General features: G+C 69.3%; 17 protein-coding genes. 4 read left to right on the forward strand and 13 right to left on the reverse strand.

Annotated elements, in window-relative coordinates; translation table 11 throughout:
* The first annotated feature begins 20 nt into the window (after positions 1-20).
* Together ACGFR9_RS12485 and ACGFR9_RS12490 are read left to right on the forward strand one after the other, a co-directional pair.
* Entirely contained in the window at positions 21-1,250 is a 1,230-nt protein-coding gene (locus ACGFR9_RS12485) for a septum formation family protein (RefSeq protein ID WP_393206259.1), read from the forward strand.
* A 701-nt stretch (positions 1,251-1,951) separates the two neighbouring features.
* Positions 1,952-3,514: a recombinase family protein gene (locus ACGFR9_RS12490; protein WP_393206262.1), complete on the forward strand. Its 1,563-nt coding sequence runs from the start codon at positions 1,952-1,954 to the stop codon at positions 3,512-3,514.
* Between the two features lie 345 nt (positions 3,515-3,859).
* On the opposite strand, the gene ACGFR9_RS12495 is transcribed toward ACGFR9_RS12490, so the two are convergent.
* Entirely contained in the window at positions 3,860-4,057 is a 198-nt protein-coding gene (locus ACGFR9_RS12495) for a hypothetical protein (RefSeq protein WP_393206265.1), read from the reverse strand.
* Between the two features lie 991 nt (positions 4,058-5,048).
* Here ACGFR9_RS12495 and ACGFR9_RS12500 point away from each other — a divergent pair.
* Positions 5,049-7,052 carry a SpoIIE family protein phosphatase gene (locus ACGFR9_RS12500; protein WP_393206332.1) on the forward strand — a complete coding sequence of 668 codons (2,004 nt, stop codon included), beginning with the start codon at positions 5,049-5,051 and terminating at the stop codon, positions 7,050-7,052.
* Positions 7,053-7,246: 194 nt separating this feature from the next.
* Here the strand turns inward: ACGFR9_RS12500 and ACGFR9_RS12505 are convergent, their stop codons facing one another.
* The 12 genes from ACGFR9_RS12505 to ACGFR9_RS12560 all read right to left on the reverse strand — a co-directional run bounded on the left by ACGFR9_RS12505 (position 7,247) and on the right by ACGFR9_RS12560 (position 23,883).
* Positions 7,247-9,205 carry a TIGR03960 family B12-binding radical SAM protein gene (locus ACGFR9_RS12505; protein WP_393206268.1) on the reverse strand — a complete coding sequence of 653 codons (1,959 nt, stop codon included), beginning with the start codon at positions 9,203-9,205 and terminating at the stop codon, positions 7,247-7,249.
* 64 nt (positions 9,206-9,269) lie between these two features.
* Positions 9,270-10,841, reverse strand: coding sequence for a CHAD domain-containing protein (locus ACGFR9_RS12510; protein WP_393206271.1), 1,572 nt, complete (start codon positions 10,839-10,841; stop codon positions 9,270-9,272).
* Positions 10,842-10,904: 63 nt separating this feature from the next.
* Entirely contained in the window at positions 10,905-12,107 is a 1,203-nt protein-coding gene (rodA, locus tag ACGFR9_RS12515) for a rod shape-determining protein RodA (protein ID WP_393206274.1), read from the reverse strand.
* Positions 12,104-14,398 carry a penicillin-binding protein 2 gene (gene mrdA, locus ACGFR9_RS12520; protein WP_393206277.1) on the reverse strand — a complete coding sequence of 765 codons (2,295 nt, stop codon included), beginning with the start codon at positions 14,396-14,398 and terminating at the stop codon, positions 12,104-12,106. The genes rodA and mrdA overlap by 4 nt, the downstream gene beginning before the upstream one ends.
* Before the next feature lie 115 nt (positions 14,399-14,513).
* Positions 14,514-15,182, reverse strand: a complete 669-nt coding sequence (gene mreD / locus ACGFR9_RS12525; protein WP_393206280.1) for a rod shape-determining protein MreD — start codon at positions 15,180-15,182, stop codon at positions 14,514-14,516.
* 13 nt (positions 15,183-15,195) lie between these two features.
* A complete protein-coding gene (gene mreC / locus ACGFR9_RS12530) occupies positions 15,196-16,137 on the reverse strand; it encodes a rod shape-determining protein MreC (protein ID WP_030217707.1) in 942 nt (313 codons plus the stop codon).
* A gap of 196 nt (positions 16,138-16,333) precedes the next feature.
* A complete protein-coding gene (locus tag ACGFR9_RS12535) occupies positions 16,334-17,353 on the reverse strand; it encodes a rod shape-determining protein (RefSeq protein WP_004001297.1) in 1,020 nt (339 codons plus the stop codon).
* A gap of 304 nt (positions 17,354-17,657) precedes the next feature.
* Complete coding sequence (gene ndk, locus ACGFR9_RS12540; RefSeq protein WP_030217700.1) at positions 17,658-18,071, reverse strand: nucleoside-diphosphate kinase; 414 nt, start codon at positions 18,069-18,071, stop codon at positions 17,658-17,660.
* Between the two features lie 65 nt (positions 18,072-18,136).
* Entirely contained in the window at positions 18,137-18,487 is a 351-nt protein-coding gene (locus ACGFR9_RS12545; protein WP_393206285.1) for a DUF4233 domain-containing protein, read from the reverse strand.
* A gap of 6 nt (positions 18,488-18,493) precedes the next feature.
* Positions 18,494-20,014, reverse strand: a complete 1,521-nt coding sequence (locus ACGFR9_RS12550) for a bifunctional folylpolyglutamate synthase/dihydrofolate synthase (protein ID WP_393206288.1) — start codon at positions 20,012-20,014, stop codon at positions 18,494-18,496.
* A gap of 43 nt (positions 20,015-20,057) precedes the next feature.
* A complete protein-coding gene (locus ACGFR9_RS12555) occupies positions 20,058-21,101 on the reverse strand; it encodes an acyltransferase family protein (protein WP_393206291.1) in 1,044 nt (347 codons plus the stop codon).
* 130 nt (positions 21,102-21,231) lie between these two features.
* A complete protein-coding gene (locus tag ACGFR9_RS12560) occupies positions 21,232-23,883 on the reverse strand; it encodes a valine--tRNA ligase (RefSeq protein ID WP_393206294.1) in 2,652 nt (883 codons plus the stop codon).
* A 137-nt stretch (positions 23,884-24,020) separates the two neighbouring features.
* Between ACGFR9_RS12560 and ACGFR9_RS12565 the strand changes: the two genes are divergently transcribed.
* Positions 24,021-24,980 carry a hypothetical protein gene (locus tag ACGFR9_RS12565; protein ID WP_393206297.1) on the forward strand — a complete coding sequence of 320 codons (960 nt, stop codon included), beginning with the start codon at positions 24,021-24,023 and terminating at the stop codon, positions 24,978-24,980.
* The last annotated feature ends 190 nt before the right edge of the window (positions 24,981-25,170 follow it).

Raw genomic sequence — 25,170 nt, forward strand, 5'->3', positions numbered from 1 at the left:
CCCAGCCAGGTCTTACCGGCATGATCAGACAGCTTGCCCGTGCGGGTGCGACGCTCACCATGGCGTCCTTACTCCTGACAGCCTGCTCCGGCGAGCAGGGCACCTCCGCCGAGCACCCCGCCGAGCACCCCGTGTTCGACCAGAAGCTCGACCTCCAGGTCTACCTCGCCCTGCGCCAGACGCAGAAGGCGGGCGGTGCCGACTTCGTCCAGACCATGACCTTCGAATCGAAGAAGGGCCGGGCGGTACAGACCCTCAGTGGGCGGATGGACTTCGCTGAGAAGACGGGCGAGGCGACAGTGAAGTGGCAGCTGCCGAAGGAGCTCCCCCAGGAAACGAAGGACACACTGCTGGGCGCCACGCCCGGCGAGGGCAATCCCCACGCGGCACACGTCCTCGTCGACCCGCAACACGTTCACTACCGCGCCGGATCGGCGGCGTACTGGCTCCGCTACACGATGGCCGACACCGGCCCGAACTTCCGCATCAACGCCGTCGACCACCTGCGGGGAGCCGAGGGGGCGGTGGGCGGCACCCTCCTCGAAAGCCTCGGCGCCACGAAGGCGACGTCCCGGCAAACCGACGGCTCCCAGCGCGTCTACGCGGCGGGCATACCCAAGAGCGCCATCGCGCGACTCCTCCCCGAGGATCTCGAGCGCGAGCTGCCCGCCCTCTCACCCGTCGGATCGTCCGCCGAGAACACCCCGCTGCCGACGACCGTATCCGTGGACGGCCGGGGACGCGTCACGCATGTGCGGGCCGACCTGTCGGCGATCCTGGAAGGGAGGGGCAGCGCGTTCGAGGACATGACCTCCCTGACCGTCGACCTCCGGCTCTCCGAACACGGCGCGTCGACGCCCACCGCGAAGCCCGACGGTACCGTCCGGCCGGCCTCCGAGGCGGTCCGTTCCGTCGGCTCGATGAAGCCGGGTGGCTGCTTCGACTTCAGCACGGGCCAGCGCCTCCTGGACACCGTCGTGGACGTCCCGTGCTCGGGCGCGCACGACGCCAGGCTCTTCGCCCAGAGAACACTCGGCACGAGCCCCTACCCGGGCAGGAAGGCCGCCCGTGAGATGGCCGCCGCCACGTGCAGCGCGGCTTATGACACCGCCCCGGGGTCCTGGACCTCCGAGGCGCACCGGCCCGGAGACTACTGGTTCATGTGGTCGTCACAAGAGGAATGGGACAAGAACGGAGAGGACGCAGAAGACGTCAGCTGCTTCGTCACCACCACCGGAGACACCGACTGAAGCAACGAACGCCGGTGGACGTGCCCCCCTGCGACCGCTCATCCTCCGCCGACCGGACGGGCGCCGGACTCCGCTCAGGCCCTCGACGCCTTCCGCGACCTGCACGAAGACGCCGAACGGAACCGGCTTGGTCACCCGTCCGGTCAGTCTCCGCCCCACCGTGACCCGGTCGGCGAATTCGAGGAAGGGCTCCGTCCGGGTCGCCCCCAGAGACAGACAGGCCTCCCCCATGCCGCCCAGGATCCCACTGAAGGCTCAAGTAGGCCCCTCCGCGGGACGAGGACGCGGCGGGCGTCGAGGAGAGGCGCCCGGACCGCGACGGTCCGAACGCCTCTCATCAGCTACACCCACTCCACAGCAGAGACGATGCTCGGGTCTCGCCGAGGAGCAGGGAGCGGCGTGCGCCGCGCGGGGCGGGAAGCCTGCTCGCGCCCTTTCGTCCCGAGACCACGAAGGATCTCAGCACGCTCTGACTCACTCAGCCCCGTGAGCGTCTCAGCCACCCTCCGGGCAGCCCTTTTTCAGCCGGCCGGAGCGCTGTTCTTCACGGTGAGCGGCAGAAGCTTCTTGCCAGTTGGTCCGATTTGAATACTGGTATCCATTTGAGGACACACGGAAAAACACCCAAAACCAGGCCTACGCTGGTCACCATGAGGAAACGAGGACAGCGGCGGCTCGCGGCAGACCGAGCGGCCTACAACGTGGAAGCCGAGTGGACCAAAGCCGATCTCGCGCTTCTGGAGGAGCTGAAGCAGGCTGAGGCGCTACTCCCCGAAGACGCACCCCGGGCACTTCTGTCGATCCGCTTATCCGTACTGACGGACGACACGACGTCGCCGGTACGCCAGGAGCTCGATCTCCGCATCCTGGCCAGGGAACGAGGTTGCCGAGTCATCGGCGTCGCTTCGGACCTGAACGTGTCGGCGACGAAGGTTCCGCCGTGGAAGCGGAAGGAGCTCGGGGACTGGTTGAACAACCGCTCCCCCGAGTTCGACGAGATCCTGTTCTGGAAGCTCGATCGCTTCGTACGTCGTCTCTCCGACCTCTCGACGATGATCGAGTGGAGCCTGAAGCGCGGGAAGAACCTGGTCTCGAAGAACGACAGCCTTGATCTCACCACGACCGCCGGAAAGATCATGGTCACGATCATCGGTGGTATCGCCGAGATCGAGGCGGCCAACACCTCCACCCGTGTCACGAGCCTGTGGGACTATGCGAAGTCCCAGGAAGACTGGCTCATCGGGAAGCCGGCGTACGGCTACGTCACGGATGAGGACGACACGGGGAGGGTCGTTCTCGTCATCGATCCCGAGGCGTACAAGGCACTGCACTGGGCTCGCCGCATGGCACTTCGCGGGCGATCCGCCCGTTTCATGGTGCGCTGCCTGAAGCGGGCCGGTCTCATGAGCCAAGGACTCACCGTGGTGACGCTCCTTCGCCGTCTCCGTAACCCGGCGCTCCTCGGCTACCGGGTGGAGGAGGACAAGAACGGCGGACAACGGCGTTCGAAGCTGATCCTCGGCAAGGACGGCAAGCCGATCAGGGTCGCTCCCCCCATCTTCACCGAAGAGGAGTTCGAGACTCTCGGCGCAGCTCTCGACATACGGATGAAGAAGCAGCCGCCACGCCGTCCCGGCGGAGCTACACAGTTCCTCGGTGTGCTCCTGTGTGCCGACTGCAAGACGAACATGACCGTGCAGGTCACGAGAAACGGTTTCGGGACCTACCCATACCTGCGGTGCCGCAACTGCAAGAGCGGCGGGCACGGAGCACCCAACCCCGAGCGGGTCTACGAGCGCCTGGTGGAGGACGTGCTCAAGGTCCTCGGAGACTTCCCCGTGCAGGTTCGTCAGTACGCGGAGGGCGCCGAAGCGCGGCGGGAGATCAAGCGTCTTCAGGAGTCCATCGCGCTCTACATGAAGGAACTCGAACCCGGAGGCCGGTACACGAAGACGCGGTTCACGAAGGAGCAGGCAGAGACGACACTGGACAAGCTCATCGGGGAGCTCGAAGCGATCGATCCCGAGACGGCGAAGGACCGATGGGTCAACGTCCACGGTGGGAAGACGTTCCGTGAGCACTGGCAGGAAGGCGGCATGGAGGCCATGTCCGCAGACCTGTACCGCGTAGGGATCCGCTGCGAGGTCACCCGCACGAAGGTGCCGGGAGTCCGGGCCCCGAAGGTACACCTTCGCTTGCTGATCCCGAAGGACGTGCGCGAACGGCTCGTGATCCGCGAAGACGACTTCGCGCACGCTTCCTGATCCCGGTCCCCAGAACAGCGAGGCCGCCTTCCCATCCCGCTGGGGAGGCGGCCTCACCTCTCACTTGAACCGGGTGGCATCGAACGTTTCTCGTTCCGCCCTCATCCACGCTCACGACTCAGGTCTCGATCAGGCTCGTAGCTCTGTCGTTTGCGGCTCAGCCCTGGGAAGGAAGTAACCAACCCCACCTTCTCGTTGCGGCGGCGTTGCGCTGCTGGTTTCCGTCAGTTCCGGCAGGATCCTGCTGGCCGCGCCTCGGGTCCAGCGGCAACGGTCTGGCTGTGGAGACCGCATTGGCATGGCATCACGGTCAAGTGCATGGCACCAACCGCTATGTGCCAGGGACTACTGGCTCAGGAAGGTCAGAGTGGCCAGGCTCAGGGTTAGGGCTGCCGCGAAGACGATGCCACTTCGCGAGAGGGCCGCTGGAATTTCTGCTCCCTCCCACCGGGCGAGGCCGAAGGCGATCATCGCAGCCACTGCAGCGAACAGTACAGCCACCGCAAGGACGAGAAGCAGGAACGCCGTGGAGCTGTAGTTCACGAATACACCGCCTTGACGAGATGCCCTGAGGAAGTTAGGGCGATCTTCAGTAAAACCTGCTGATGAGCCGATTGAATGTTCTCCAGTGACAACAGGGGGTTGTCCGGCGAACAAGTAAGTGGGAGGACGCGTGGGCGGCAGGGGGAAGCGACCGGGACGGCCGTGGGCATCACCGCGAGGATCATGTGCCGAGATCAACGAACTGGTCACGCATGCCCGGTCCTGGCTGGACGAGGCCTCCATCTCAGTGGGCCAGCTCCACCAGCGTCTTACGCCCGACCACTTCAAGTCCGGTGCCGTGCCGGAATTGCGCCGTCTGCGAGACCTCTTGGCCGGAGAAGCGCTGACGTGGGACTTGGTTGAGGCAGTGGCTGACGTCTGCTTCCCTCACGAACCGGCAGTTCGCACCAAGGAGCGTCTCAAGACGGCCAGGGCGTTATGGGACCGCGCTCAGGGCAGCCCTACCCCGCTCGCTGGAGGTACGCAAGAACTCGCCCTCGCCCACCAACTGCTGGCTGCCAAGGACCGCACCATTGAGGTGTATGAGGAACTGCAGGTCGTCCGGCAGGCCTACGAGGCCAGCGAGCGTAGCCGAGCTCAGGCACTGCAGATCGCCACGCTCCTGTTCGCCATACTCGGGCAGGCGCAGGCGAAAGCGGCGGAGCTGAAACGCCGGGTGGATGCTCTGCAAGAGTTACCTCCGAAGGACCCGCAGGCCTATACAGCGCTGGAAGTACGCTTGTCCCGCGCGGAACGACAGCAGACCGACCTGCGCCAGCAACTGACTCGTGCCGAACGAGAGAGGGACACCGCCCAACAGGTCGCCGACCATGCCGCCCGTCGCATTCAGAGCCTGGAAGCCGAACTAGCCACACTGCAAGAGTGGGTTGGAGAGGCAAACCGCGACGCCGCACAGGAGCCGACTCCATGGCTCGCTCAGCCCAGGATGCAAGCGATCTCCGACGATGACGCAGCCCTTGACGACGTCGATATCGCCCTGGAGAAGGCACGCATCGTGCTTGACGAAGAGCACCATGCCGTTCAGCAAGCTGCTCATGACATGGGCTACCAGACTCCACCGACTTCACCATCTGCCGGTACACGCACGACGACGATTGTGCCCGGGCAGGTTCAGCACAGTCATGAGCCGCCTTCCTCACGTCGAGCATCCGAAGCGCTTGTCGAGTTGTCCCGAACAACTCAGGACAACCCGTCGTCCAGCAGTACCACCACCCTTGTACCCGTCAGTCAATCACCGCAGCGCCTATCCGGTGATCGGTTGCGTTTCGTGGGTGCCGCGACCCGGCGGATCGCCCGCGGTATCGATCTGGACGAGATCGTGATGGGGCTGTGCCGGGCCACCGTGCCCACCTTCTCCGACGCGATCCTGGTCTATCTGCGTGATCCGCTGCCGGTCGGCGACGAGCGGCCCACTGGCCCGCTGGTGTTACGGCTGCGCCGAACCGATCGGATCCCGGCCGAGCAGAACACCGAGTACGGGGTTGTGCCGCCGATCCAGCCCGAGATGGACCCCGTCGGTGCAGAGTTGTGCGAGGTACAACCGGGCAGTGCGTTGGCAGAGGTGCTGCGCGGGGTACGTCCGGTCTTCACGGATGCGCCCACCGTTCGTAAGGCTCTGCCCGAACTTCTGGGAGGTATTGCCGATTTCGTCACCCCTGGCAGTCAGCGCGCCATCCTCGCGCCACTGCGCGGTCGGCGGCGCGTGATCGGCGCGGCGCTGTTCCTGCGCCGCCCGAAGCGGTTGGGCTTCGATACCGAGGACCTGCTGGTGGCGGCCCAACTCGCCACACACAGTGCGCTCGGAGTCGAGCGGGCCGTAGGGGACAGGCATACGGCGAGTATCGCGGGGGAACTCCAACGCAAAATGCTTCCGGTGGCGCTCCCGCGCTGCACCGGCGTACGGCTGGCATTCCGCTATCTGCCGGCCGCCGAGACCGCGCGGGTGGGCGGCGACTGGTACGACGCGATCCCGCTGCCCGGCAGCAGGGTCGCGCTGGTCGTCGGTGACGTCATGGGGCACTCCATGACCTCCGCGGCACTCATGGGCCAGCTGCGCACCACCGCGCAGACCCTCGCCGGGCTCGATCTGCCGCCGCAGGAGGTGCTGCACCACCTCGACGAACAGGCACAGCGACTTGGAACCGACCACATAGCGACCTGCCTCTACGCGGTGTACGACCCGGTAGCGCACCGCATCACCATCGCCAACGCCGGCCATCCGCCGCCGGTCCTGCTGGAGCTGGGCGGCCGCGCCGAGGTGCTGCGGGTGCCCGCGGGCGCGCCGATCGGTGTGGGCGGGGTGAACTTCGAGGCCGTGGAGCTGGACGCACCCGCGGGAGCGACCCTGCTGCTGTACACCGACGGTCTGGTGGAGTCCCGGCTGCGGGACGTGTGGACCGGGATCGAGCAGCTGCGGGAGAAGCTCGCCGCGACCGCGCAGCTGACCGGCCCCGACCATCCACCGCCGCTCGAGGCACTGTGCGACGAGGTGCTCGACATGCTCGGCCCGGGCGACCGGGACGACGACACCGCGCTGCTCGCCGCCCGCTTCGACGGGATCGCGCCGAGCGATGTGGCGTACTGGTTCCTGGAGCCGGAGGACAAGGCCCCCGGCCGGGCCCGCCGTCTCGCCCGGCGCGCGCTGTCCCGCTGGGGCATGGAGGAACTGAGCGACACCGTGGAGCTGCTCGTCAGCGAGGTGGTGACGAACGCGGTGCGGTATGCGACACGGCCGGTCACACTGCGGCTGCTGCGTACCGACGTGCTGCGCTGCGAGGTCGGTGACGACGTGCCGCAGCTGCCCCGGCTGCGCCAGGCACGCGCCACGGACGAGGGCGGCCGCGGGCTGTACCTGGTGAACAGGCTGGCCCGGCGCTGGGGCACGACCCGGCTGAGCACGGGCAAAGTGGTGTGGTTCGAGCTTGATCAGCCGACGCCTCCCCCATGCCGCCCAGGATCTCACGCAAGCAGTTAGACCCAGTCCACCTCGGACTCGATACTCGCGTGAGCGCCTGCGGTCGGCAGAGGCGTCCGGGGGGCCTCTCGGGTCGCCTGCCGCAGCTGCGCCGACCCGAGGGCACCGAGCACCACGGCCACCTCATCCTCCGTGGCATCCGCCACAGCCTCAGCGATGCGCCGCAGTGGCTCCGTCATCCCCGCTCCCCCGTTTCAGCTGTTCGGAGCCGACTTCTTGACCGTCAGCGGCAGCATCTTCTTGCCGCTCTCGCTCAGTTGTGGCCATGTGTCGAACTGAGGACACACGCCGCAGTCGAAGCACGGGGTCCAGCGGCAGTCCTCGACCTCCGTCTCGTCGAGGGCGTCCTGCCAGTCCTCCCAGAGCCAGTCCTTGTCCAGGCCCGAGTCGAGGTGGTCCCAGGGGAGGACCTCCTCGTAGGAGCGCTCGCGGGTGGTGTACCAGTCGACGTCCACGCCGAAGGAGGGCAGGGTCTTGTCCGCGCAGGTCATCCAGCGGTCGTACGAGAAGTGTTCGCGCCAGCCGTCGAAGCGGCCGCCGTCCTCGTAGACCGCGCGGATGACCGCGCCGATGCGGCGGTCGCCGCGGGAGAGCAGGCCCTCGACGATGCCGGGCTTGCCGTCGTGGTAGCGGAAGCCGATGGAGCGGCCGTACTTCTTGTCGCCGCGGATCTTGTCGCGGAGCTTGGTGAGGCGCTCGTCGGTCTGCTCGGCGGAGAGCTGCGGGGCCCACTGGAAGGGGGTGTGCGGCTTGGGGACGAAGCCGCCGATGGAGACCGTGCAGCGGATGTCGTGGGAGCCGGAGACCTCGCGGCCCTTGGCGATCACGCGGGTGGCCATGTCGGCGATCTGGAGGACGTCGTCGTCGGTCTCGGTGGGCAGGCCGCACATGAAGTACAGCTTCACCTGACGCCAGCCGTTGCCGTAGGCCGTGGAGACGGTGCGGATGAGGTCGTCCTCGGAGACCATCTTGTTGATGACCTTGCGGATGCGCTCCGAGCCGCCCTCGGGGGCGAAGGTGAGGCCGGAACGGCGGCCGTTGCGGGTCAGCTCGTTCGCCAGGTCGATGTTGAAGGCGTCGACGCGGGTGGAGGGGAGGGAGAGGCCGACCTTGTCCTCCTCGTAGCGGTCGGCGAGGCCCTTGGCGATGTCGCCGATCTCCGAGTGGTCGGCGGAGGAGAGGGACAGCAGTCCGACCTCCTCGAAGCCGGTGGCCGCCAGGCCCTTGTCGACCATCTCGCCGATGCCGGTGATGGAGCGCTCGCGGACCGGGCGGGTGATCATGCCGGCCTGGCAGAAGCGGCAGCCGCGGGTGCAGCCGCGGAAGATCTCCACGGACATCCGCTCGTGCACCGTCTCGGCGAGCGGGACGAGGGGCTGCTTGGGGTAGGGCCACTCGTCGAGGTCCATCACCGTGTGCTTGGAGACGCGCCACGGGACGCCCGACCTGTTCGGTACGACACGGGCGATGCGGCCGTCGGGGAGGTACTCGACGTCGTAGAAGCCGGGGACGTACACCCCGCCGGTCCTGGCCAGGCGGAGGAGGAGTTCCTCGCGGCCGCCGGGACGGCCCTCCTCCTTCCAGGCGCGGACGATGCGGGTGACCTCGAGGACGGCCTGCTCGCCGTCGCCGATGACCGCGCAGTCGATGAAGTCGGCGATCGGCTCGGGGTTGAAGGCGGCGTGGCCGCCGGCCATGACGATCGGGTCGTCGAGGCCGCGGTCCTTCGCCTCCAGGGGGATGCCGGCCAGGTCGAGGGCGGTGAGCATGTTGGTGTAGCCGAGCTCGGTGGAGAAGCTCAGGCCGAACACGTCGAAGGCCTTCACCGGGCGGTGGCCGTCGACCGTGAACTGCGGGACGCCATGCTCCCGCATCAGCGCTTCCAGGTCCGGCCAGACGCTGTAGGTGCGCTCGGCGAGGACGCCGTCCTGTTCGTTGAGGACCTCGTAGAGGATCATGACGCCCTGGTTGGGCAGTCCGACCTCGTAGGCGTCGGGGTACATGAGCGCCCAGCGGACGTCGCAGCTCTCCCACGGCTTGACCGTGGAGTTGAGCTCTCCGCCGACGTACTGGATCGGCTTCTGCACATGCGGGAGCAGAGCTTCGAGCTGCGGAAACACAGACTTCACAGACTCGGCGGCTTCGGCAGGCATCTCGCGAACCTTTGTGTGCTGACAGGGGGGACCATTCAGCGTAACCCGGCTCGAGGGGCGGTCCCTACGTTGTCCAGGGCCGGAGGTCCCTCGTGATGGAGCTCCATGCCTCGGGGAGGGCGGCCTCCGCGAGTTCGGCGCGGCGTTCCTCGCGGCCGTGGAGGACGCCGTAGGTGAAGGCGCTCTCGCCCGCGGCGTGCGCGACGGCGGCGAGTTCGCGCAGGGTGCTGCGGGCCATGACGCTGTCCTGGTGGTCGCCGAGCAGGGTCTGGAGCGACTTCATGTCCCTGGCCAGGTCCTTGGCGGGGGTGCCGAGTGCGGGCGTGGCGGCCTCGGCGGCGTAGCGGGTGCGTTTGGTCTTCTTGCGGGCGTCGTGGAGGGCGAGGTCGCGGTCGGTGCCGGGCGGGAGGTCGAGGGCGTGGGTGACGAGGGCGGCGAGTTTGTCGAGGTCCTTGCGTACGGCTTTGGTGAGGACCTTGTCGGGCCGTGCGGCCGCCTTCCGGCGCAGGGGCGGGTCGGCGAGCAGGGCGTCCAGCCGGTCGAGGAGGGCGAGGTGGCGGGGGGAGTCGAGGATGCCGGTGAGGTGGCCGTGGGCGCCGGCGTGGCGGGTCTCGGCCCAGGTGCCGAGCCGGTGGCCGACGGGGCCGGTGACGAGGGTGTCGGGGAGGGCGGCGAGGGAGGAGCGGAGGCGTTCGGCGAGCACCTCCTGGTCGCGGTCGACGCCGAGTTCGGCGGCGAGCCATTTCAGATCGGCGGCGACGGGGTCGGTCACCTCGCGGTCGAGGACGGTGCGGAAGGTGCGGAAGGTGCTGCGCAGGCGGCGGGTGGCGACTCTCATACGGTGCACGGAGTCGGGGACGTCCTGGCGTACGGCGGGGTCGAGCTCGACGAGGGCGTCGCGCTGGGCGCGGATGTGGGCGAGGACGTGGTCGCCGGCGGTGACGGGTGTGCCGGCCGGGCGTGACCTGCGTTTCTGCCGTGGGGCGGCGTCCGGGGCGGTGGCGGGGGCGCGGGTGCCGGCGGCGGTGCTGGTACCGGTTGGTGCGGTGTCGGCGAGGGCCCTGGCGAGTTTGGAGGCGGAGGCGGAGGGGCGTACGCCGGCTTTGCGGAGGCGTTTGTCGACCTTGTCGAGGAAGGCGGGGTCGCCGTCGTCGGCGAGTTCGACCTCGATCTCGGTCCACCGGGCGGTGCCGCCGGTGCCGGTGAGGCGTTCGGCGTGGACGGTGTCGACGCTGACCTCGGCGAGCAGCCGTCCGTCGGCGTCGACGAGGTGGCGTACGTCGCGGTCGGAGCGCAGCCGGACGACGGGCAGGAGGGCGTGGTCGCGGACGCGGGAGCGGACGAGGGCGGCGAGCTCGTCCGGGAGGGTGTCGGAGAGCGGGGCGCGGATCTCGTCGCGCACTCCGGGGGCGACGGGGAACTTCAGATGCCAGCCGGCGTCGGAGCCGCCGGTGCGGTGGCGCAGGGTGATGGACGACGCGGCGAGGCGTTCGTCCGCGGTGTCGTGGTACGTGGCGTCGAGGTGGGTGACGCCTCTGTCGTGGACGGCCGCCACGCCGGGGACGCGGGTCAGGTCGGGCAGTCGGCTGTCGTCGGAGTCGTACTTTCGCTCGATCTCGCGCTTGGTGTCCGCCATGAACCGAATCTAGTCGCCGTGGGCGCGGGGCGGCAGTGGGCTGCCGCCGCGCGTCCGGCGTGGTCACGCGGACATCGGCCGTTGTATCCGGATCGACTGCAGCAGGCCGACGGCCAGCCAGACGGCGAACATCGAGGAGCCGCCGTAGGAGACGAACGGCAGCGGGAGGCCGGTGACGGGCATGATGCCGAGGGTCATGCCGACGTTCTCGAAGGCCTGGAAGGCGAACCAGGCGACGATGCCGGCGGCCACGACGGTGCCGTACAGGTCGGTGGTGTCGCGGGCGATGCGGCAGGCGCGCCAGAGGATGACGCCGAGCAGGCCGATGATGAGGGCGCCGCCGACGAAGCCGAGTTCCTCACCGGCGACGGTGAAGACGAAGTCGGTCTGCTGTTCGGGGACGAACTGGCCGGTGGTCTGGGAGCCGTGGAAGAGGCCGGAGCCGGTGAGTCCGCCGGAGCCGATGGCGATACGGGCCTGGTTGGTGTTGTAGCCGACGCCGGCGGGGTCGAGTTCGGGGTTGGCGAAGGCGGCGAAGCGGTTGATCTGGTACTCGTCGAGGATGCCGAGCTGCCAGACGGTGATGACGCCGGCCGCCCCGGCGCCGAGCAGGCCGAAGATCCAGCGGTTGGAGGCGCCGGAGGCGAGCAGGACGCCGAGCACGATGATGACCATGACCATGACCGACCCGAGGTCGGGCATGAGCATCACGATCAGCATGGGGACGACGGCCAGGCCGAGGGCCTGGAGGACCGTGCGGTGGTCGGGGTAGGGCTTGTCGCCGGCGTCGACGCGGGCGGCGAGCAGCATGGCCATGCCCAGGATGATCGTGAGTTTGACGAACTCGGAGGGCTGGAGGGAGAAGCCGCCGGGGAGTTTGATCCAGGAGTGGGCGCCGTTGATGGTGGAGCCCAGTGGGGTGAGGACGAGCAGGATCAGGAAGAGCGAGGCGCCGTAGAGCAGGGGCACGGCCGTGCGCAGGGTGCGGTGGCCGAGCCAGAGGACGCCGACCATCAGGGCGAGTCCGATGCCGGTGTTGAGCCAGTGCCGGACCAGGAAGTAGTAGGGGTCGCCCTGGTTGAGTTCGGTGCGGTTGCGGGTGGCCGAGTAGACCAGGAGCGAGCCCAGCAGGGAGAGGGCGAGCGCGGAGAACAGTATCGGCCAGTCGAGCCGCCGGGCCAGGGAGTCGCGGGCGAGGACCCGTGTCCAGCCGGCCCGCTCCGGCCCGTAGCCGGAGACCTGGAAGCTGTTGACGCCGCCGGTCATACCGCTGCCCTCCGCGTTCCCGTGCCGCCGGTGCGGCCTGTGCCGCCGCGTCGTCGCCGGTGCCGGCGGCGGGTCTGGCGGTTGCCGATCTCCGGTGAGGGGACCGTGCCCGTCTGCTGGGGGTCGGCCGGGTCCTGCTGCGGAGTGCCGGCCTCGGCGTCGGGCGAGGGGCTCACCCGGTCCTTGGCGGGGTCCTTGGCGACCTTCGGGGACTTGATGGTGCCGTCGGTGCGGACCTTCGGGAGGTTCTTCTGCGGCGTGTAGAGCAGCGCCTTCTTCTTGTCGATCTCGCCGTCCTCGGAGACGCCGTACAGGGCGTTGTAGATGTTGCGTACGGCGGGGCCCGAGGCGCCGGAGCCCGTACCGCCCTGGGAGATCGTCATGACGATCGAGTAGTCCTTGGTGTACGTGGCGAACCAGGAGGTGGTCTGCTTGCCGTAGACCTCGGCCGTACCGGTCTTGGCGTGCATCGGGATCTCGTCCTGCGGCCAGCCGCCGAAGCGCCAGGCGGCCGTACCGCGGGTGGCGACTCCCGCGAGGGCCTCGTCCATCTGGCTGAGCGTCTTCTTCGACGTGGGCAGCTTGCCGTGCGCCTTGGGCTCGATCTCCGTGACGGTGCTGCCGTCGGGGCTGATGACGGCCTTGCCGACGGTGGGGTCGTAGAGGGTGCCGCCGTTGGAGATGGCGGCGTAGATGGTGGCCATCTGGATGGGGGTGACGAGGGTGTCGCCCTGGCCGATGGAGTAGTTGACGGAGTCACCGGCGCGCAGTCGGTTGCCTTCGAGGCAGTTCTCGTAGGCGATCTTCTCCGCGTAGCTGCCGTCCTTCTTGCCGGTCTTGCACCAGACGTCCTTGTTGGCCGTCCAGTAGTCGAGCTTCCACTGGCGGTCGGGGACGCGGCCGGTGACCTCGTTGGGCAGGTCGATGCCGGTTTCGTCGCCGAGGCCGAACTGGTGGGCGGTCTTGTAGAACCAGTCGTTGGCGTCCTTCTTCGGCTTGTTGCCGCCGTCGCGCTTCCACTCCTCGTGGGAGAGCGCGTAGAAGACGGTGTCGCAGGAGACCTCGAGGGCGCGGCCGAGGCTGATCGGGCCGTGGTTCTGGGATTCGAAGTTCTTGAAGACCTGGTTGCCGATGGAGTACGAGCTGGAGCAGTTGTAGGGGCCTTCGAAGGAGTAGCCGGCCTGTATGGCGGCGGCGGTCGGGATGACCTTGAAGATGGAGCCGGGTGCCGACTGTCCCTGGATGGCGCGGTTGAGCAGCGGGTAGTTGGACTTCTTGCTGGTGAGGGCGGTGTAGTCCTTGGCGGAGATGCCCCCGACCCAGGCGTTGGGGTCGTAGGTGGGGTTGGAGGCCATGGCGACGACGCGGCCGGTCTTGGCCTCCATGACGACGACGGCGCCGGAGTCCGCCTCGTAGTTGCGGTTGGTGTTGCGGTCGTGTTCCTTGCGGGCGGCCTTCATCGCCTCGTTCAGCTCGTACTCCGCGATGCGCTGGACGCGGGAGTCGATGCTGGTGACGAGGTTGGCGCCGGGCTGGGCGGGGTCGGCCTCGGCCTGGCCGATGACGCGGCCGAGGTTGTCGACCTCGTAGCGGGTGACGCCGGCCTTGCCGCGCAGCTGCTGGTCGTACTGCCGCTCCAGGCCGGACCGGCCGACCATGTCGGAGCGCAGATAGGGCGAGCTGGTGTCCTGGGCCTTGGTGATCTCCTCGTCGGTGACGGGCGAGAGATAGCCGAGGACCTGGGCGGTGTTGGCCTTGCCGGGGTTCGCGTAGCGGCGCAGTGCCTGCGGTTCGGCGGTGATGCCGGGGAAGTCCTCGGCGCGTTCGCGGATCTGCAGGGCCTGTTTGGCGGAGGCCTCGTCGGTGATGGGGATGGGCTGGTACGGCGAGCCGTTCCAGCAGGGCTGGGGGGTTTCGGCGTCGCAGAGGCGGACCTTCTGGATGACCTCCTGGGCGTCCATGCCGAGGACGCCGGCGAGTTTGGTGAGGACGGCCTTGCCGTCGTCCTTCATCTTCAGCAGGTCGGTGCGGGAGGCGGAGACGACCAGGCGGGTCTCGTTGTCCGCGAGGGCCACTCCGCGGGCGTCCAGGATGGAGCCGCGGACGGCGGGCTGGACGACCTGCTGGACGTGGTTGCCGGAGGCTTCCTTGGCGTAGGCCTCGCCCTCGCGGATCTGGAGGTACCACAGGCGCCCGCCGAGGGTGCCGAGGAGGGAGATGACGAGGACCTGGATGACGACGAGCCGGATCTGGACCCGGGGGCTGCGGCCGGTCTCGGGGATGTTGGTCACGCGGCTTCCTCCCCTCTCGGAGCGCGTACGGATGAGTCGGTACAAGTGATGAACGGCCGGGCGGCGCGTCGGCGTTCCGCCGGCGCTTCACTCGATCCGGTGAAGTCGGGCGAGTTCACAGGCGCTTGACCCCCTTGATGCGTCCGGCGCGGGCCACCCGGGCGCGGGCCGCCTTGACGCGCAGTCCGTTGCGCTGGCCGCCGATGCGCAGTCCGGTGCCGCCGGACAGCCAGCCTGAGGCGATGTCGCCGGACTTGCCGGAACTCGTCTCGGCGAGCGGGTCGTTCTCGGCGCGGCGGGCGAGGGCCATGACGGCGGGTACGACGAACGGCGCGAGCAGCAGGTCGTACAGGGCGGCGGTGAACAGCAGTCCGCTCAGGCCGACATGGCGGGCGGCGGTGTCGCCGACGAGGGCGCCGACGCCGGCGTAGAGCAGGGTGGAGCCGACGGCGGCGGCGACGACCACGGCCATGGGGCCGGTGGCCGACCTGACCTGGCCGCTCTCGGGCTTGACGAGTCCGGCGAGGTAGCCGATGACGCACAGCACGAGGGCGTAGCGTCCGGCGGCGTGGTCGGCGGGCGGGGCGAGGTCGACGAGGAGTCCGGCGGCGAAGCCGACGAGGGCGCCGCCGACATGGCCGTAGACGAGGGCGAGGCCGAGGACGGTGAGCAGCAGCAGGTCGGGGACGGCGCCGGGCAGGTGGAGGCGGGCGAGGACGCTCACCTGGATCACCAGGGCGACGACGATCAGCGAGCTGGAGAGCAGGATCCGGTTGACGCGCATGGGGTGACAGCTCCTACTGCTCTTGCTGGTTCAGGCCGTCGGCAGGGGCGGAGGGTGTGACGGTCACCGTCACGGTCGGGGTGGGGGTCGGCTGCGGCTTCTTCGGCAGCACCGTGTCGCGCGGGTCCTTGCCGGGGGCCTGGACGACGACGCCGACGACGTCGAGCTTGCTGAAGGCGACGTACGGCGTGACGTAGACGGTGCGGGTGAGGTCGCCGCCGGAGGGGTCGACGCGGGAGACGACTCCGACGGGCACGCCGGGCACGAACGGTTTGTCGGCCTGCGAGCCGAAGGTGACGAGCCGGTCGCCCTTCTTGATCTCGGCCTTGCCGTTGAGGAGTTCGACGCGCAGCGGCCGGTCGCCCTGGCCGGCGGCGAAGCCGAGCTCGTCGCTGCCCTCCATGCGGGTGCCGACGGTGAAGTCGGGGTCGCTGGCGAGGAGCACGGTGGCGGTGGTCGGGCCGACGGTGGTGACGCGGCCGACCAGTCCGTCGCCGTTGAGGACGGTCATGTCGCGCTGTATGCCGTCGTCGGAGCCGGCGTCGATGGTGATGGTCCAGGAGAAGCCCTGGGCCGCTCCTATGGCGATGACCTGGGCGCCCTTGATGCCGTACTGGCCCTGGCCGGAGACCTTCAGCAGTTTGTCGAGCTGCTTGAGGCGGCTGCGGCCGCGGTCGTCGCTGCCGAGTTCCGCCTTGAGCGCGGCGTTCTCCCGCTCCAGTTCGGCGAGCCGGTCGTGCCGGTCGCCGGACTCCCGGACGGCGGTCACGGCGTTGCCGATCGGGTCGACCGCGCCGGACACGCCGTTCTCGATCGGGCCGAAGACGGTCGCTGCCGCCCGCCGGGCACCGTCGACCGGTGAATCCTCCCCGCCACGGATGTCCACCGTGATCAGTGCGAAAGCGATGGCGATCAGCAGCACCAGGAGCAGCCGGCTCTCTCGTGTGTCCCTCACGTGCGGCGGCCGTGCCTTCCTCGTCGAGAACGGGTATGAGGTGGGGGTCTGTTCAGCTGTATGACGCGACTTCGGAGAACGGTGCTCCGAGGTCGATTGCGGTGTTCCGAGGCGTTGTGGGGGAGTTTATGCCTCTATATCAACGATCCGCCGTACGGAAGAAGACCGTCCCGTACGGCGGAGTCGAAGAGTGGTGTCATCTGCGCGGCTGGGCGTCCAGCACCTGCTGCAGCGCCTCGAACTCCTCGACGCACTTGCCGGAGCCGAGGGCCACGCTGTCCAGCGGGTCCTCCGCGATGTGGATCGGCATGCCCGTCTCCCGGCGCAGCCGCTCGTCGAGTCCGCGCAGCAGGGCTCCGCCGCCGGTCAGGACGATGCCCCGGTCCATGATGTCGCCGGACAGCTCCGGCGGGCACTTGTCGAGGGTCGTCTTGACGGCGTCCACGATCGCGTTGACCGGCTCCTCGATCGCCTTGCGCACTTCGGCGGCGGAGATCACGACGGTCTTCGGCAGCCCGGACACCAGGTCCCGGCCGCGGATCTCGGTGTGTTCGTCGGAGTCGAGGTCGTACGCCGAACCGATCGTGATCTTGATCTGTTCCGCCGTCCGCTCACCCAGCAGGAGCGAGTACTCCTTCTTGATGTGCTGGATGATCGCGTTGTCCAGCTCGTCGCCCGCGACACGGATGGACTGCGCGGTGACGATGCCGCCGAGGGAGATGACCGCGACCTCCGTGGTACCGCCGCCGATGTCCACCACCATGTTGCCGGTGGCCTCGTGGACCGGCAGCCCCGAGCCGATGGCGGCGGCCATGGGCTCCTCGATGATGTGCACCTGGCGGGCGCCGGCCTGGGAGGACGCCTCGATCACGGCGCGGCGCTCGACGCCGGTGATGCCCGAGGGCACACAGACGACGACCCGCGGACGGGCCAGATACCGCCGCTTGTGGATCTTCAGGATGAAGTAGCGGAGCATCCGCTCGGTGATCTCGAAGTCGGCGATCACGCCGTCCTTCAGCGGACGCACGGCGACGATGTTGCCGGGGGTGCGTCCGATCATCTTCTTCGCTTCGGCGCCGACCGCGAGGATGCCACCGGTGTTGGTGTTGATCGCGACGACGGACGGCTCGTTGAGTACGATCCCACGACCCCTGACGTACACCAGCGTGTTGGCGGTCCCGAGGTCGACAGCCATGTCACGGCCGATGAACGACATTGAGTTCCCCATCAGGATTCGACTGGCCGTCCCACGGGCTTTTGAGGGCTTTTCAGGACGGCGAGGTGGGTGCGGTGACGTGAAGGGTTCCATCGTAGACGCGCCTTCGCGAACACCGTGCGAGGGTCTTCGCCATTGTCATCAGATGGCGTCCGCGCCTGCTTGTGGAGACGGTCCATCGGGGGCATCCGTTCCCCCGAACGCCACGCATATGCCAAAAAAGGTCCGGGGGCAAAGCCCCCAGACCATCCGACATACGGCAAACCCGCTGGATGCGGCCGCGACGTGATCGTTATGCGCGGGATCAGGCGTGACCGGGGAAGAAGATCTTCACCTCGCGCTCGGCGGACTCCTCGGAGTCGGAGGCGTGGATCAGGTTCTCCCGGACGATCACACCGAAGTCGCCGCGGATCGAGCCGGGCGCGGCGGCGATCGGGTCCGTGGGTCCGGCCAGCTGCCGCACGCCCTCGATGACCCGCTCACCCTCGACGATCAGCGCGACGACCGGGCCGGACGCCATGAACTCCACCAGCGGCTCGTAGAAGGGCTTGCCCTTGTGCTCGCCGTAGTGCTGCTCCAGCGTGTCCTGGTCCAGGGTGCGCAGTTCCAGCGCCACGATCCGCCAGCCGGCCTTGCGCTCGATACGGCCGATGATCTCGCCGGTCAGACCGCGGCGTACGGCGTCGGGCTTGAGCAGGACGAGGGTGCGCTGGGTCACGGAGGTGCTCCTTGTACGTGAAGTCGTGCGGTAGGACGAGGTTACCGGGCGTGTCGGGACACCTGTCACGCAGCGTCAGGCCGGCCCGCCTGCGCGGCGAACCGCGCCTTCGCTTCGTCCACCTTCCGCCCGAAGTGCACCGACGCCCACCACAGCAGTGCGAAGACCGCGCCCATGAAGTACATCGCCGGGACGAAGACACCGGAGGCGATCAGCGCGATCTGCAGCGCCCAGCCGAAGGCCACCCCGCCGGGGCGGGTGATCACGCCGCACAGGGCCACGCACAGGAACATCGCGATGCCGCAGACCGTCCACACGGTGACGGAGGAGAGGTCCGCGTCCTTCATCGCGACCAGTCCGGCGAAACCGATGACGAAGAACTCGCCGATCAGGGTCGAGGCGCAGAGCGTACGCACGGGATCTCAGCCCCTCCCCAGGAGCAGTCGGGCCTCGCCGACGGTGATGACGGAACCGGTGACGAGCACACCGCCGCCGGCGAACTCGCCCTCCTCCTCGGCCAGCGTGATCGCGGCCTCCAGGGCGTCGGGCAGCCGGGGCTCGACCTGGACCCGGTCCTCGCCGAACACCTCGACGGCGACGGCCGCCAGCTCGTCGGCGTCCATCGCGCGGTGGCTGGAGTTCCGGGTGACGACGATCTCGGCGAAGACCGGCTCGAACGCCTCCAGCAGCCCGCGTACGTTCTTGTCGCCGCTCGCGCCGACCACGCCGATGAGCCGGCTGAACTGGAACGCCTCGCCGATCGCGGCGGCCGCGGCCCGCGCGCCCGCCGGGTTGTGGGCGGCGTCCAGGACGACGGTCGGGGAACGCCGTACGACCTCCAGCCGGCCCGGGGAGGCGACGGCGGCGAACGCCTTGCGCACGGTGTCGACGTCGAGCAGTTGGGCACGCTGCGCGCCCACGCCGAAGAACGCCTCCACAGCGGCCAGCGCCACGGCCGCGTTGTGCGCCTGGTGCTCGCCGTGCAGCGGCAGATACACCTCGGGGTACTCGCCGCCGAGTCCGCGCAGCGTCACCAACTGGCCGCCGACGGCGACCTGTCGGGCGACGACGCCGAACTCCAGGCCCTCGCGGGCCACCGTGGCGTCCACCTCGACGGCCTTCTTCAGCAGCACCTGCGCGGCGTCCACCGGCTGCTGCGCCATGATCACCGTCGCGTCCCGCTTGATGATGCCGGCCTTCTCGCCGGCGATCTCGCCAGGCGTGCCGCCGAGCCGGTCGGTGTGGTCGAGATCGATGGGCGTCACCACGGCGACACCGCCGTCGATCACATTGGTGGCGTCCCAGCTGCCGCCCATGCCGACCTCGACGACCGCCACGTCCACGGGCGCGTCGGCGAAGGCGGCGTACGCCATGCCGGTCAGCACCTCGAAGAAGGACAGCCGGTACTCCTCGCGGGAGTCGACCATCTCGATGTACGGCTTGATGTCCTGGTACGTCTCGATGAACCGCTCGGGGGAGACCGGGGCGCCGTCGAGGCTGATCCGCTCGGTGACCGACTGGACGTGCGGCGAGGTGTACCGCCCGGTGCGCAGGTCGAAGGCGCCGAGCAGGGCCTCGATCATGCGGGCGGTGGAGGTCTTGCCGTTGGTGCCGGTGATGTGGACCGAGGGGTACGAGCGCTGCGGATCGCCCAGGACGTCCATCAGGGCGGCGATACGGGTGACCGAGGGCTCGAGCTTGGTCTCGCCCCACCGGTCGGCGAGCTGCGCCTCGACCTCGCGCAGCGCCCTGTCGACCTCGGGGTCCTCGGGCCGCGCGGGCACGTCGGCCTGGGGCGGGCCGCCCTGGGTGCGCAGGGTGCGGCTGCCCGCCTCGATCACCGCGAGGTCGGGATCACGGCGGGTCTCCTCCTCGACGAACTCCGTGAAGTCGTCGAAGGTGTCGTCCGGGTCGGGACCTGGTGATTCTGGGCGCTCGCTCACGGTGCCCAGTCTACGGGCGGCCCGGAGGGCGCCGTCCGCCCGGTCAGCCGAGCCACCGCCGCATCCCGAGCCGGCCCCACAGGACGCTCGCGGCGAAGGACAGCACGACGGCGGCCACCGCGGTCACGGCGAGCGCGAGGGGAGCCGCGATGCCGTGCGAGACGTGCCGCGCGGCAGGCCTCACCAGCAGCATCACCAGCAGCAGATGCACGAGGTAGGTCCCGAACGAGGCGTCCGACAGCCGTCGCAGCACCGCCCGAGCCCGCTCCGGCACCCGTACCCCGGCCGTCGCTCCGACCACGGCGAAGGTCACGGCGGCCACCGCCGCGCTGCCGTACGCGGCGGGGTGCCGGACGGTGAACTGGTACACGGTGAGGGCGACGAGGCCGGCGGCGACGCCCGCGATCCACAGCCCGCGGGGGCCGAGCCGCCGGGCGGCCAGCAGCGCGGCGCCCGCCAGCGCGTACCCGAGCGCGTACAGCGACACGCTCCAGTTCCAGGCGGGCAGCGGCAGCCCGGTGAGGGTCTTCAGGTCCCCGGAGGCCGCCGGGGCGACGGCGAACGCGGCGAGCAGGATCAGCGACCCGCGGGGCGCGGGGCGCCGTCGCACGACGAGCACGGCGACGCCGAGGAGCAGGAGGAGGGGGACGTAGATGTAGAGGTACCAGAGGTGGAAGGCGGCCTCCACGGAGCCGGACAGGGCGTTTCCCGCTTCCCGTGCGGCACCGTCCTCGAAGCCCGGCCCGGCCACGTACTGCCACAGGAGGTAGAGCACCGTCCACACCGCCATCGGGCGCAGGACCCGGCCGAGGCGGGTGAGGAGCTGGGCGTCGCCGCGCACGGGTGAGCCGACGAGGGCCGCCCAGCCCGCCATCGCGAAGAACACGGGGACGGCGAACCGTCCGGCCGAGTCGCCGAGGATGCCGGTGGTGCGGTGGCCGGCGTCGGTGAACTCGGCGGCCGCGTGCACCAGGACGACGGCGGCGGTGCACACGACCCGCAGCAGGTCGACGTCGTACCGCCGCTCGCGGACGGGTCCGGCCTCGGCTGTCGGTCCGGTGGGCGGCGCGGCGGCGGGGCGGGGCATCGTGGGGGTGCTCCTGACGGCGTGGGGCTGTGCGAGGGACAGAGCCGCAGGCTGCCTCGGGCGGGTTACCGGAACGTGAACGGCCCCCGACCACAGGGGTCGGGGGCCGTTCGGTGTCCTGGCCGGGGTGTCAGGCCTGCGGCAGGCGCTCCAGCTGGGCCGTGATGCGGATGATGTCGTCCTCCGCCTTGGCCAGCCGGGTGCGGATCTTGTCGACCACGTGGTCCGGGGCCTTCGCCAGGAACGCCTCGTTGCCGAGCTTGGCCGTGGCCTGGGCCTTCTCCTTCTCGGCGGCGGCGAGGTCCTTGGCGAGGCGCTTGCGCTCCGCGGCGACGTCGATCACCCCGGACAGGTCCAGCGCGACCTCGACACCGGCGACCGGCAGGGTCGCCGTCGCGGTGAAGGAGTCGCCCTCCGGCTGGAGGCGCAGCAGCTGCCGGACGGCAGGCTCGTGCGGGGCGAGCGCCGTACCGTCGAGGGTCAGCCGGGCCGGGACCCGCTGGCCGGGCTGGAGGCCCTGGTCGGCGCGGAAGCGGCGGACCTCGGTGACGACGGACTGCAGCGTCTCGATCTCCCGTTCCGCGTCCGCGTCCCGGAAGCCGCCCGGTGCGTCGGCACCAGGAACGGACACAGCGGCCGGCCAGTCGGCGATGACGACGGACTCGCCGCCCGTGAGCGTCGTCCACAGCGTCTCGGTGACGAAGGGGACGACCGGGTGGAGGAGCCTGAGCGTGACGTCGAGGACCTCGCCGAGAACCCGCTTGCTGACCTCGGCCGGCTCACCCCCCGCCTGGAACGTCGTCTTGGAGAGCTCGACGTACCAGTCGAAGACCTCGTCCCACGCGAAGTGGAACAGCGCGTCCGAGAGCTTGGCGAACTGGTAGTCGTCGTAGTACGCGTCGACTTCGGCGACCACCGAGTTCAGCCGGGACAGGATCCAGCGGTCGGTCGGCGACATCTCCGACGCGTCCGGCAGCGGGCCGTCCACCGTCGCGCCGTTCATCAGCGCGAAGCGGGTGGCGTTCCAGATCTTGTTGGCGAAGTTGCGGGAGCCCTGGACCCAGTCCTCGCCGATCGGGACGTCGACGCCCGGGTTGGCACCGCGGGCGAGGGTGAAGCGGAGCGCGTCGCTGCCGTACTTGTCCATCCAGTCCAGCGGATTGATGACGTTGCCGAAGGACTTGGACATCTTCTTGCCGTTCTGGTCACGGACCATGCCGTGCAGGGCGATGGTGTGGAACGGCGGGACGCCGTCCATCGCGTAGAGACCGAACATCATCATCCGGGCGATCCAGAAGAACAGCAGGTCGTAGCCGGTGACCATGACGGAGTTCGGGTAGAACTTCGCGAGCGACTCGGTCTGTTCGGGCCAGCCGAGCGTGGAGAACGGCCACAAGCCGGAGGAGAACCAGGTGTCGAGGACGTCGGTCTCCTGGTGCCAGCCCTCGCCCGCCGGGGCCTCGTCGTCGGGTCCGACGCAGACGACCTCGCCGTCGGGCCCGTACCAGACGGGGATGCGGTGGCCCCACCACAACTGGCGCGAGATGCACCAGTCGTGGAGGTTGTCGACCCAGTCGAAGTAGCGCTTCTCCATCTCCTGCGGATGGATCTTGACCTTGCCCTCGCGGACCGCGTCGCCGGCCGCCTTCGCCAGCGGGCCGACCTTGACCCACCACTGCATGGACAGCCGCGGCTCGATGGTGGTCCTGCAGCGCGAGCAGTGGCCGACGCTGTGGACGTAGGGCCGCTTCTCGGCGACGATCCGGCCCTCGGCGCGCAGCGCGGCGACGATGGCGGAGCGGGCCTCGAGGCGGTCCAGGCCCTGGAAGGGGCCGTGGGCGGTGATGACGGCGTGCTCGTCCATGACGGTGATGGCGGGCAGGTCGTGCCGCCGGCCGATCTCGAAGTCGTTCGGATCGTGCGCCGGGGTCACCTTGACGGCACCGGTGCCGAACTCGGGGTCGACGTGCTCGTCCGCGACGACCGGGATGGAACGGTCGGTCAGCGGCAGCTTGACGAGCCTGCCGACGAGGTGCTTGTAGCGCTCGTCCCCGGGATGGACGGCGACGGCCGTGTCACCGAGCATCGTCTCCGCGCGGGTGGTGGCGACGACGATGGTGTCGTCCCCCTCGCCGTACTTCATGGAGACGAGCTCGCCGTCCTCCTCCTGGTAGTTGACCTCGATGTCGGAGATCGCGGTCAGACAGCGCGGGCACCAGTTGATGATGCGCTCGGCGCGGTAGATCAGCTCGTCGTCGTAGAGCCGCTTGAAGATGGTCTGGACGGCCTGGGACAGGCCCTCGTCCATCGTGAAGCGCTCGCGGGACCAGGCGACGCCGTCGCCGAGGCGGCGCATCTGGCCGGAGATCTGCCCGCCGGACTCGTCCTTCCACTGCCAGACCCGCTCGACGAACGCCTCCCGGCCGAGGTCGTGGCGGGACTTGCCCTCCTTGGCGAGCTCCCGCTCGACCACGTTCTGCGTGGCGATGCCGGCGTGGTCCATGCCGGGCTGCCACAGCGTCTCGAAACCCTGCATCCGCTTGCGGCGGGTCAGGGCGTCGATGAGCGTGTGCTCGAAGGCGTGCCCGAGGTGCAGACTGCCCGTGACGTTCGGCGGCGGGATGACGACGGTGAACGGCGGCTTCTCGCTCTTCGCGTCCGCCTCGAAGTAACCGCGCTCTACCCAGCGCTCGTACAGCGGCCCCTCTACATCGGCCGGCGCGTACTGGGTCGGCAGTTCGGTGTTGGGCGCTGGTGGCTCCTGCTGAGCGTTCTCGGTCACGGGACTCAGTTTAGAGGCGTCACGGCCCTGTACCGAAACGCGATTCCTCTGTAACGGTGCGACCCCCACTGGCCTGAACCGTTCTCCTCTGAGTCAGGATGTCGGCAACGCATAAGCATCTGGAGGGGAACCCAGTCATGAGCTACAACCAGCCGGGCCCGTACGGCGGGCAGCAGCCCCAGCAGCCCGGGCCGTACGGCCAGCAGGGACCTTACGGCCAGCAGCCGCAGGCTCCGCAGCCCGGCTACGGCTACCCCCAGCAGCCCGGCCAGCCCGGATACGGCTACCCGCAGCAGGGCCAGCCGGGTGTCCCGCCGCAGCAGCCGTACGGTCAGCAGCCGCCCTACGGCCAGCCCGGCTACGGCGTGCCGGGCCAGCCCCCGGCGTCCGGTGGCGGCGGCAAGAAGGCCGGCATCATCATCGGCGCGGTCGCGGTCGTCGCGGCCATCGGCGTGGGCGCGTACTTCGTCATCGGCGGAGGCGGCGGCGCGGACGGCCTGGAGGACGACGGCGCGCACAAGCTGACGACGCCGACGACGGTGCTCGGCGAGTACACGCGGGCCGGCGAGGCCCAGGTGAAGGACGACGCCGACAACGCGAAGGACATGGAGAAGAGCGGCATCAAGAACGGCGTCAGCGTCATCGGACAGTGGTCCACGGCCGACTTGAGCAACTTCGACCCCAACGACCCGTCCACGCTTCCCGACCAGGCCGAGCTGCTGAAGGCCAAGGGCATGACGATGGTGGGCGGTTACGGCAAGATCGCCGAACCGCAGTCGACGCTCGACAAGTTCTTCGCGAACATCCAGAAGGAAGTCAAGGAGGGCTCGACCAGCAGCAGCGGCGGTATGCAGAACGTCGAGCTGGTCGGCGAACCCGAGGAGGTCGAGATCGACGGCGCCGTCGCCAAGTGCCAGTCGACGAAGGCCGTCAACGGGCTCACCAAGAAGGAGTCGACCGACTGGTTCTGCGCCTGGGCCGACTACAGCACGGTCGCCATGGTCTCCCCCGGTGACAACAACGGCACGGGCGTCGGCAAGGACACCGCGGTCGACCTCACCACGAAGCTCCGCAAGGAGATCCGCGAGAAGGTCTGACCCGCACGGACACGCGGAAGGGGGGCCCCGGCGGGGGGCGCGGGCCGCCGCGCGGGGGGGGGGGGTGGCGGGCCGGGCGGGCGGGCCGGCGCTGGCGGCGCGGCCCCCCCCGCCTCGACGCAGCTCGGGGGTGTCGTCGCCGGGCTCGGCGGTGAGCCGCAGTTGCACCCCCGGGGCCTCGCGGTGCGCC

This window comes from Streptomyces sp. NPDC048584, assembly GCF_043199595.1.
Lineage (GTDB): Bacteria > Actinomycetota > Actinomycetes > Streptomycetales > Streptomycetaceae > Streptomyces > Streptomyces edwardsiae.

Excerpts from the sequence above, each read along its gene's own strand:
- ACGFR9_RS12535 (WP_004001297.1), bottom strand. The coding sequence starts at position 17,353 with ATGTCGTTCATCGGCCGTGACATGGCTGTCGACCTCGGGACCGCCAAC.
- ACGFR9_RS12505 (WP_393206268.1), bottom strand. The coding sequence starts at position 9,205 with ATGCCTGCCGAAGCCGCCGAGTCTGTGAAGTCTGTGTTTCCGCAGCTC.
- ACGFR9_RS12555 (WP_393206291.1), bottom strand. The coding sequence starts at position 21,101 with ATGCCCCGCCCCGCCGCCGCGCCGCCCACCGGACCGACAGCCGAGGCC.
- ACGFR9_RS12510 (WP_393206271.1), bottom strand. The coding sequence starts at position 10,841 with ATGGCGGACACCAAGCGCGAGATCGAGCGAAAGTACGACTCCGACGAC.
- ACGFR9_RS12485 (WP_393206259.1), top strand. The coding sequence starts at position 21 with ATGATCAGACAGCTTGCCCGTGCGGGTGCGACGCTCACCATGGCGTCC.
- mreD (WP_393206280.1), bottom strand. The coding sequence starts at position 15,182 with ATGCGCGTCAACCGGATCCTGCTCTCCAGCTCGCTGATCGTCGTCGCC.
- rodA (WP_393206274.1), bottom strand. The coding sequence starts at position 12,107 with ATGACCGGCGGCGTCAACAGCTTCCAGGTCTCCGGCTACGGGCCGGAG.
- ACGFR9_RS12565 (WP_393206297.1), top strand. The coding sequence starts at position 24,021 with ATGAGCTACAACCAGCCGGGCCCGTACGGCGGGCAGCAGCCCCAGCAG.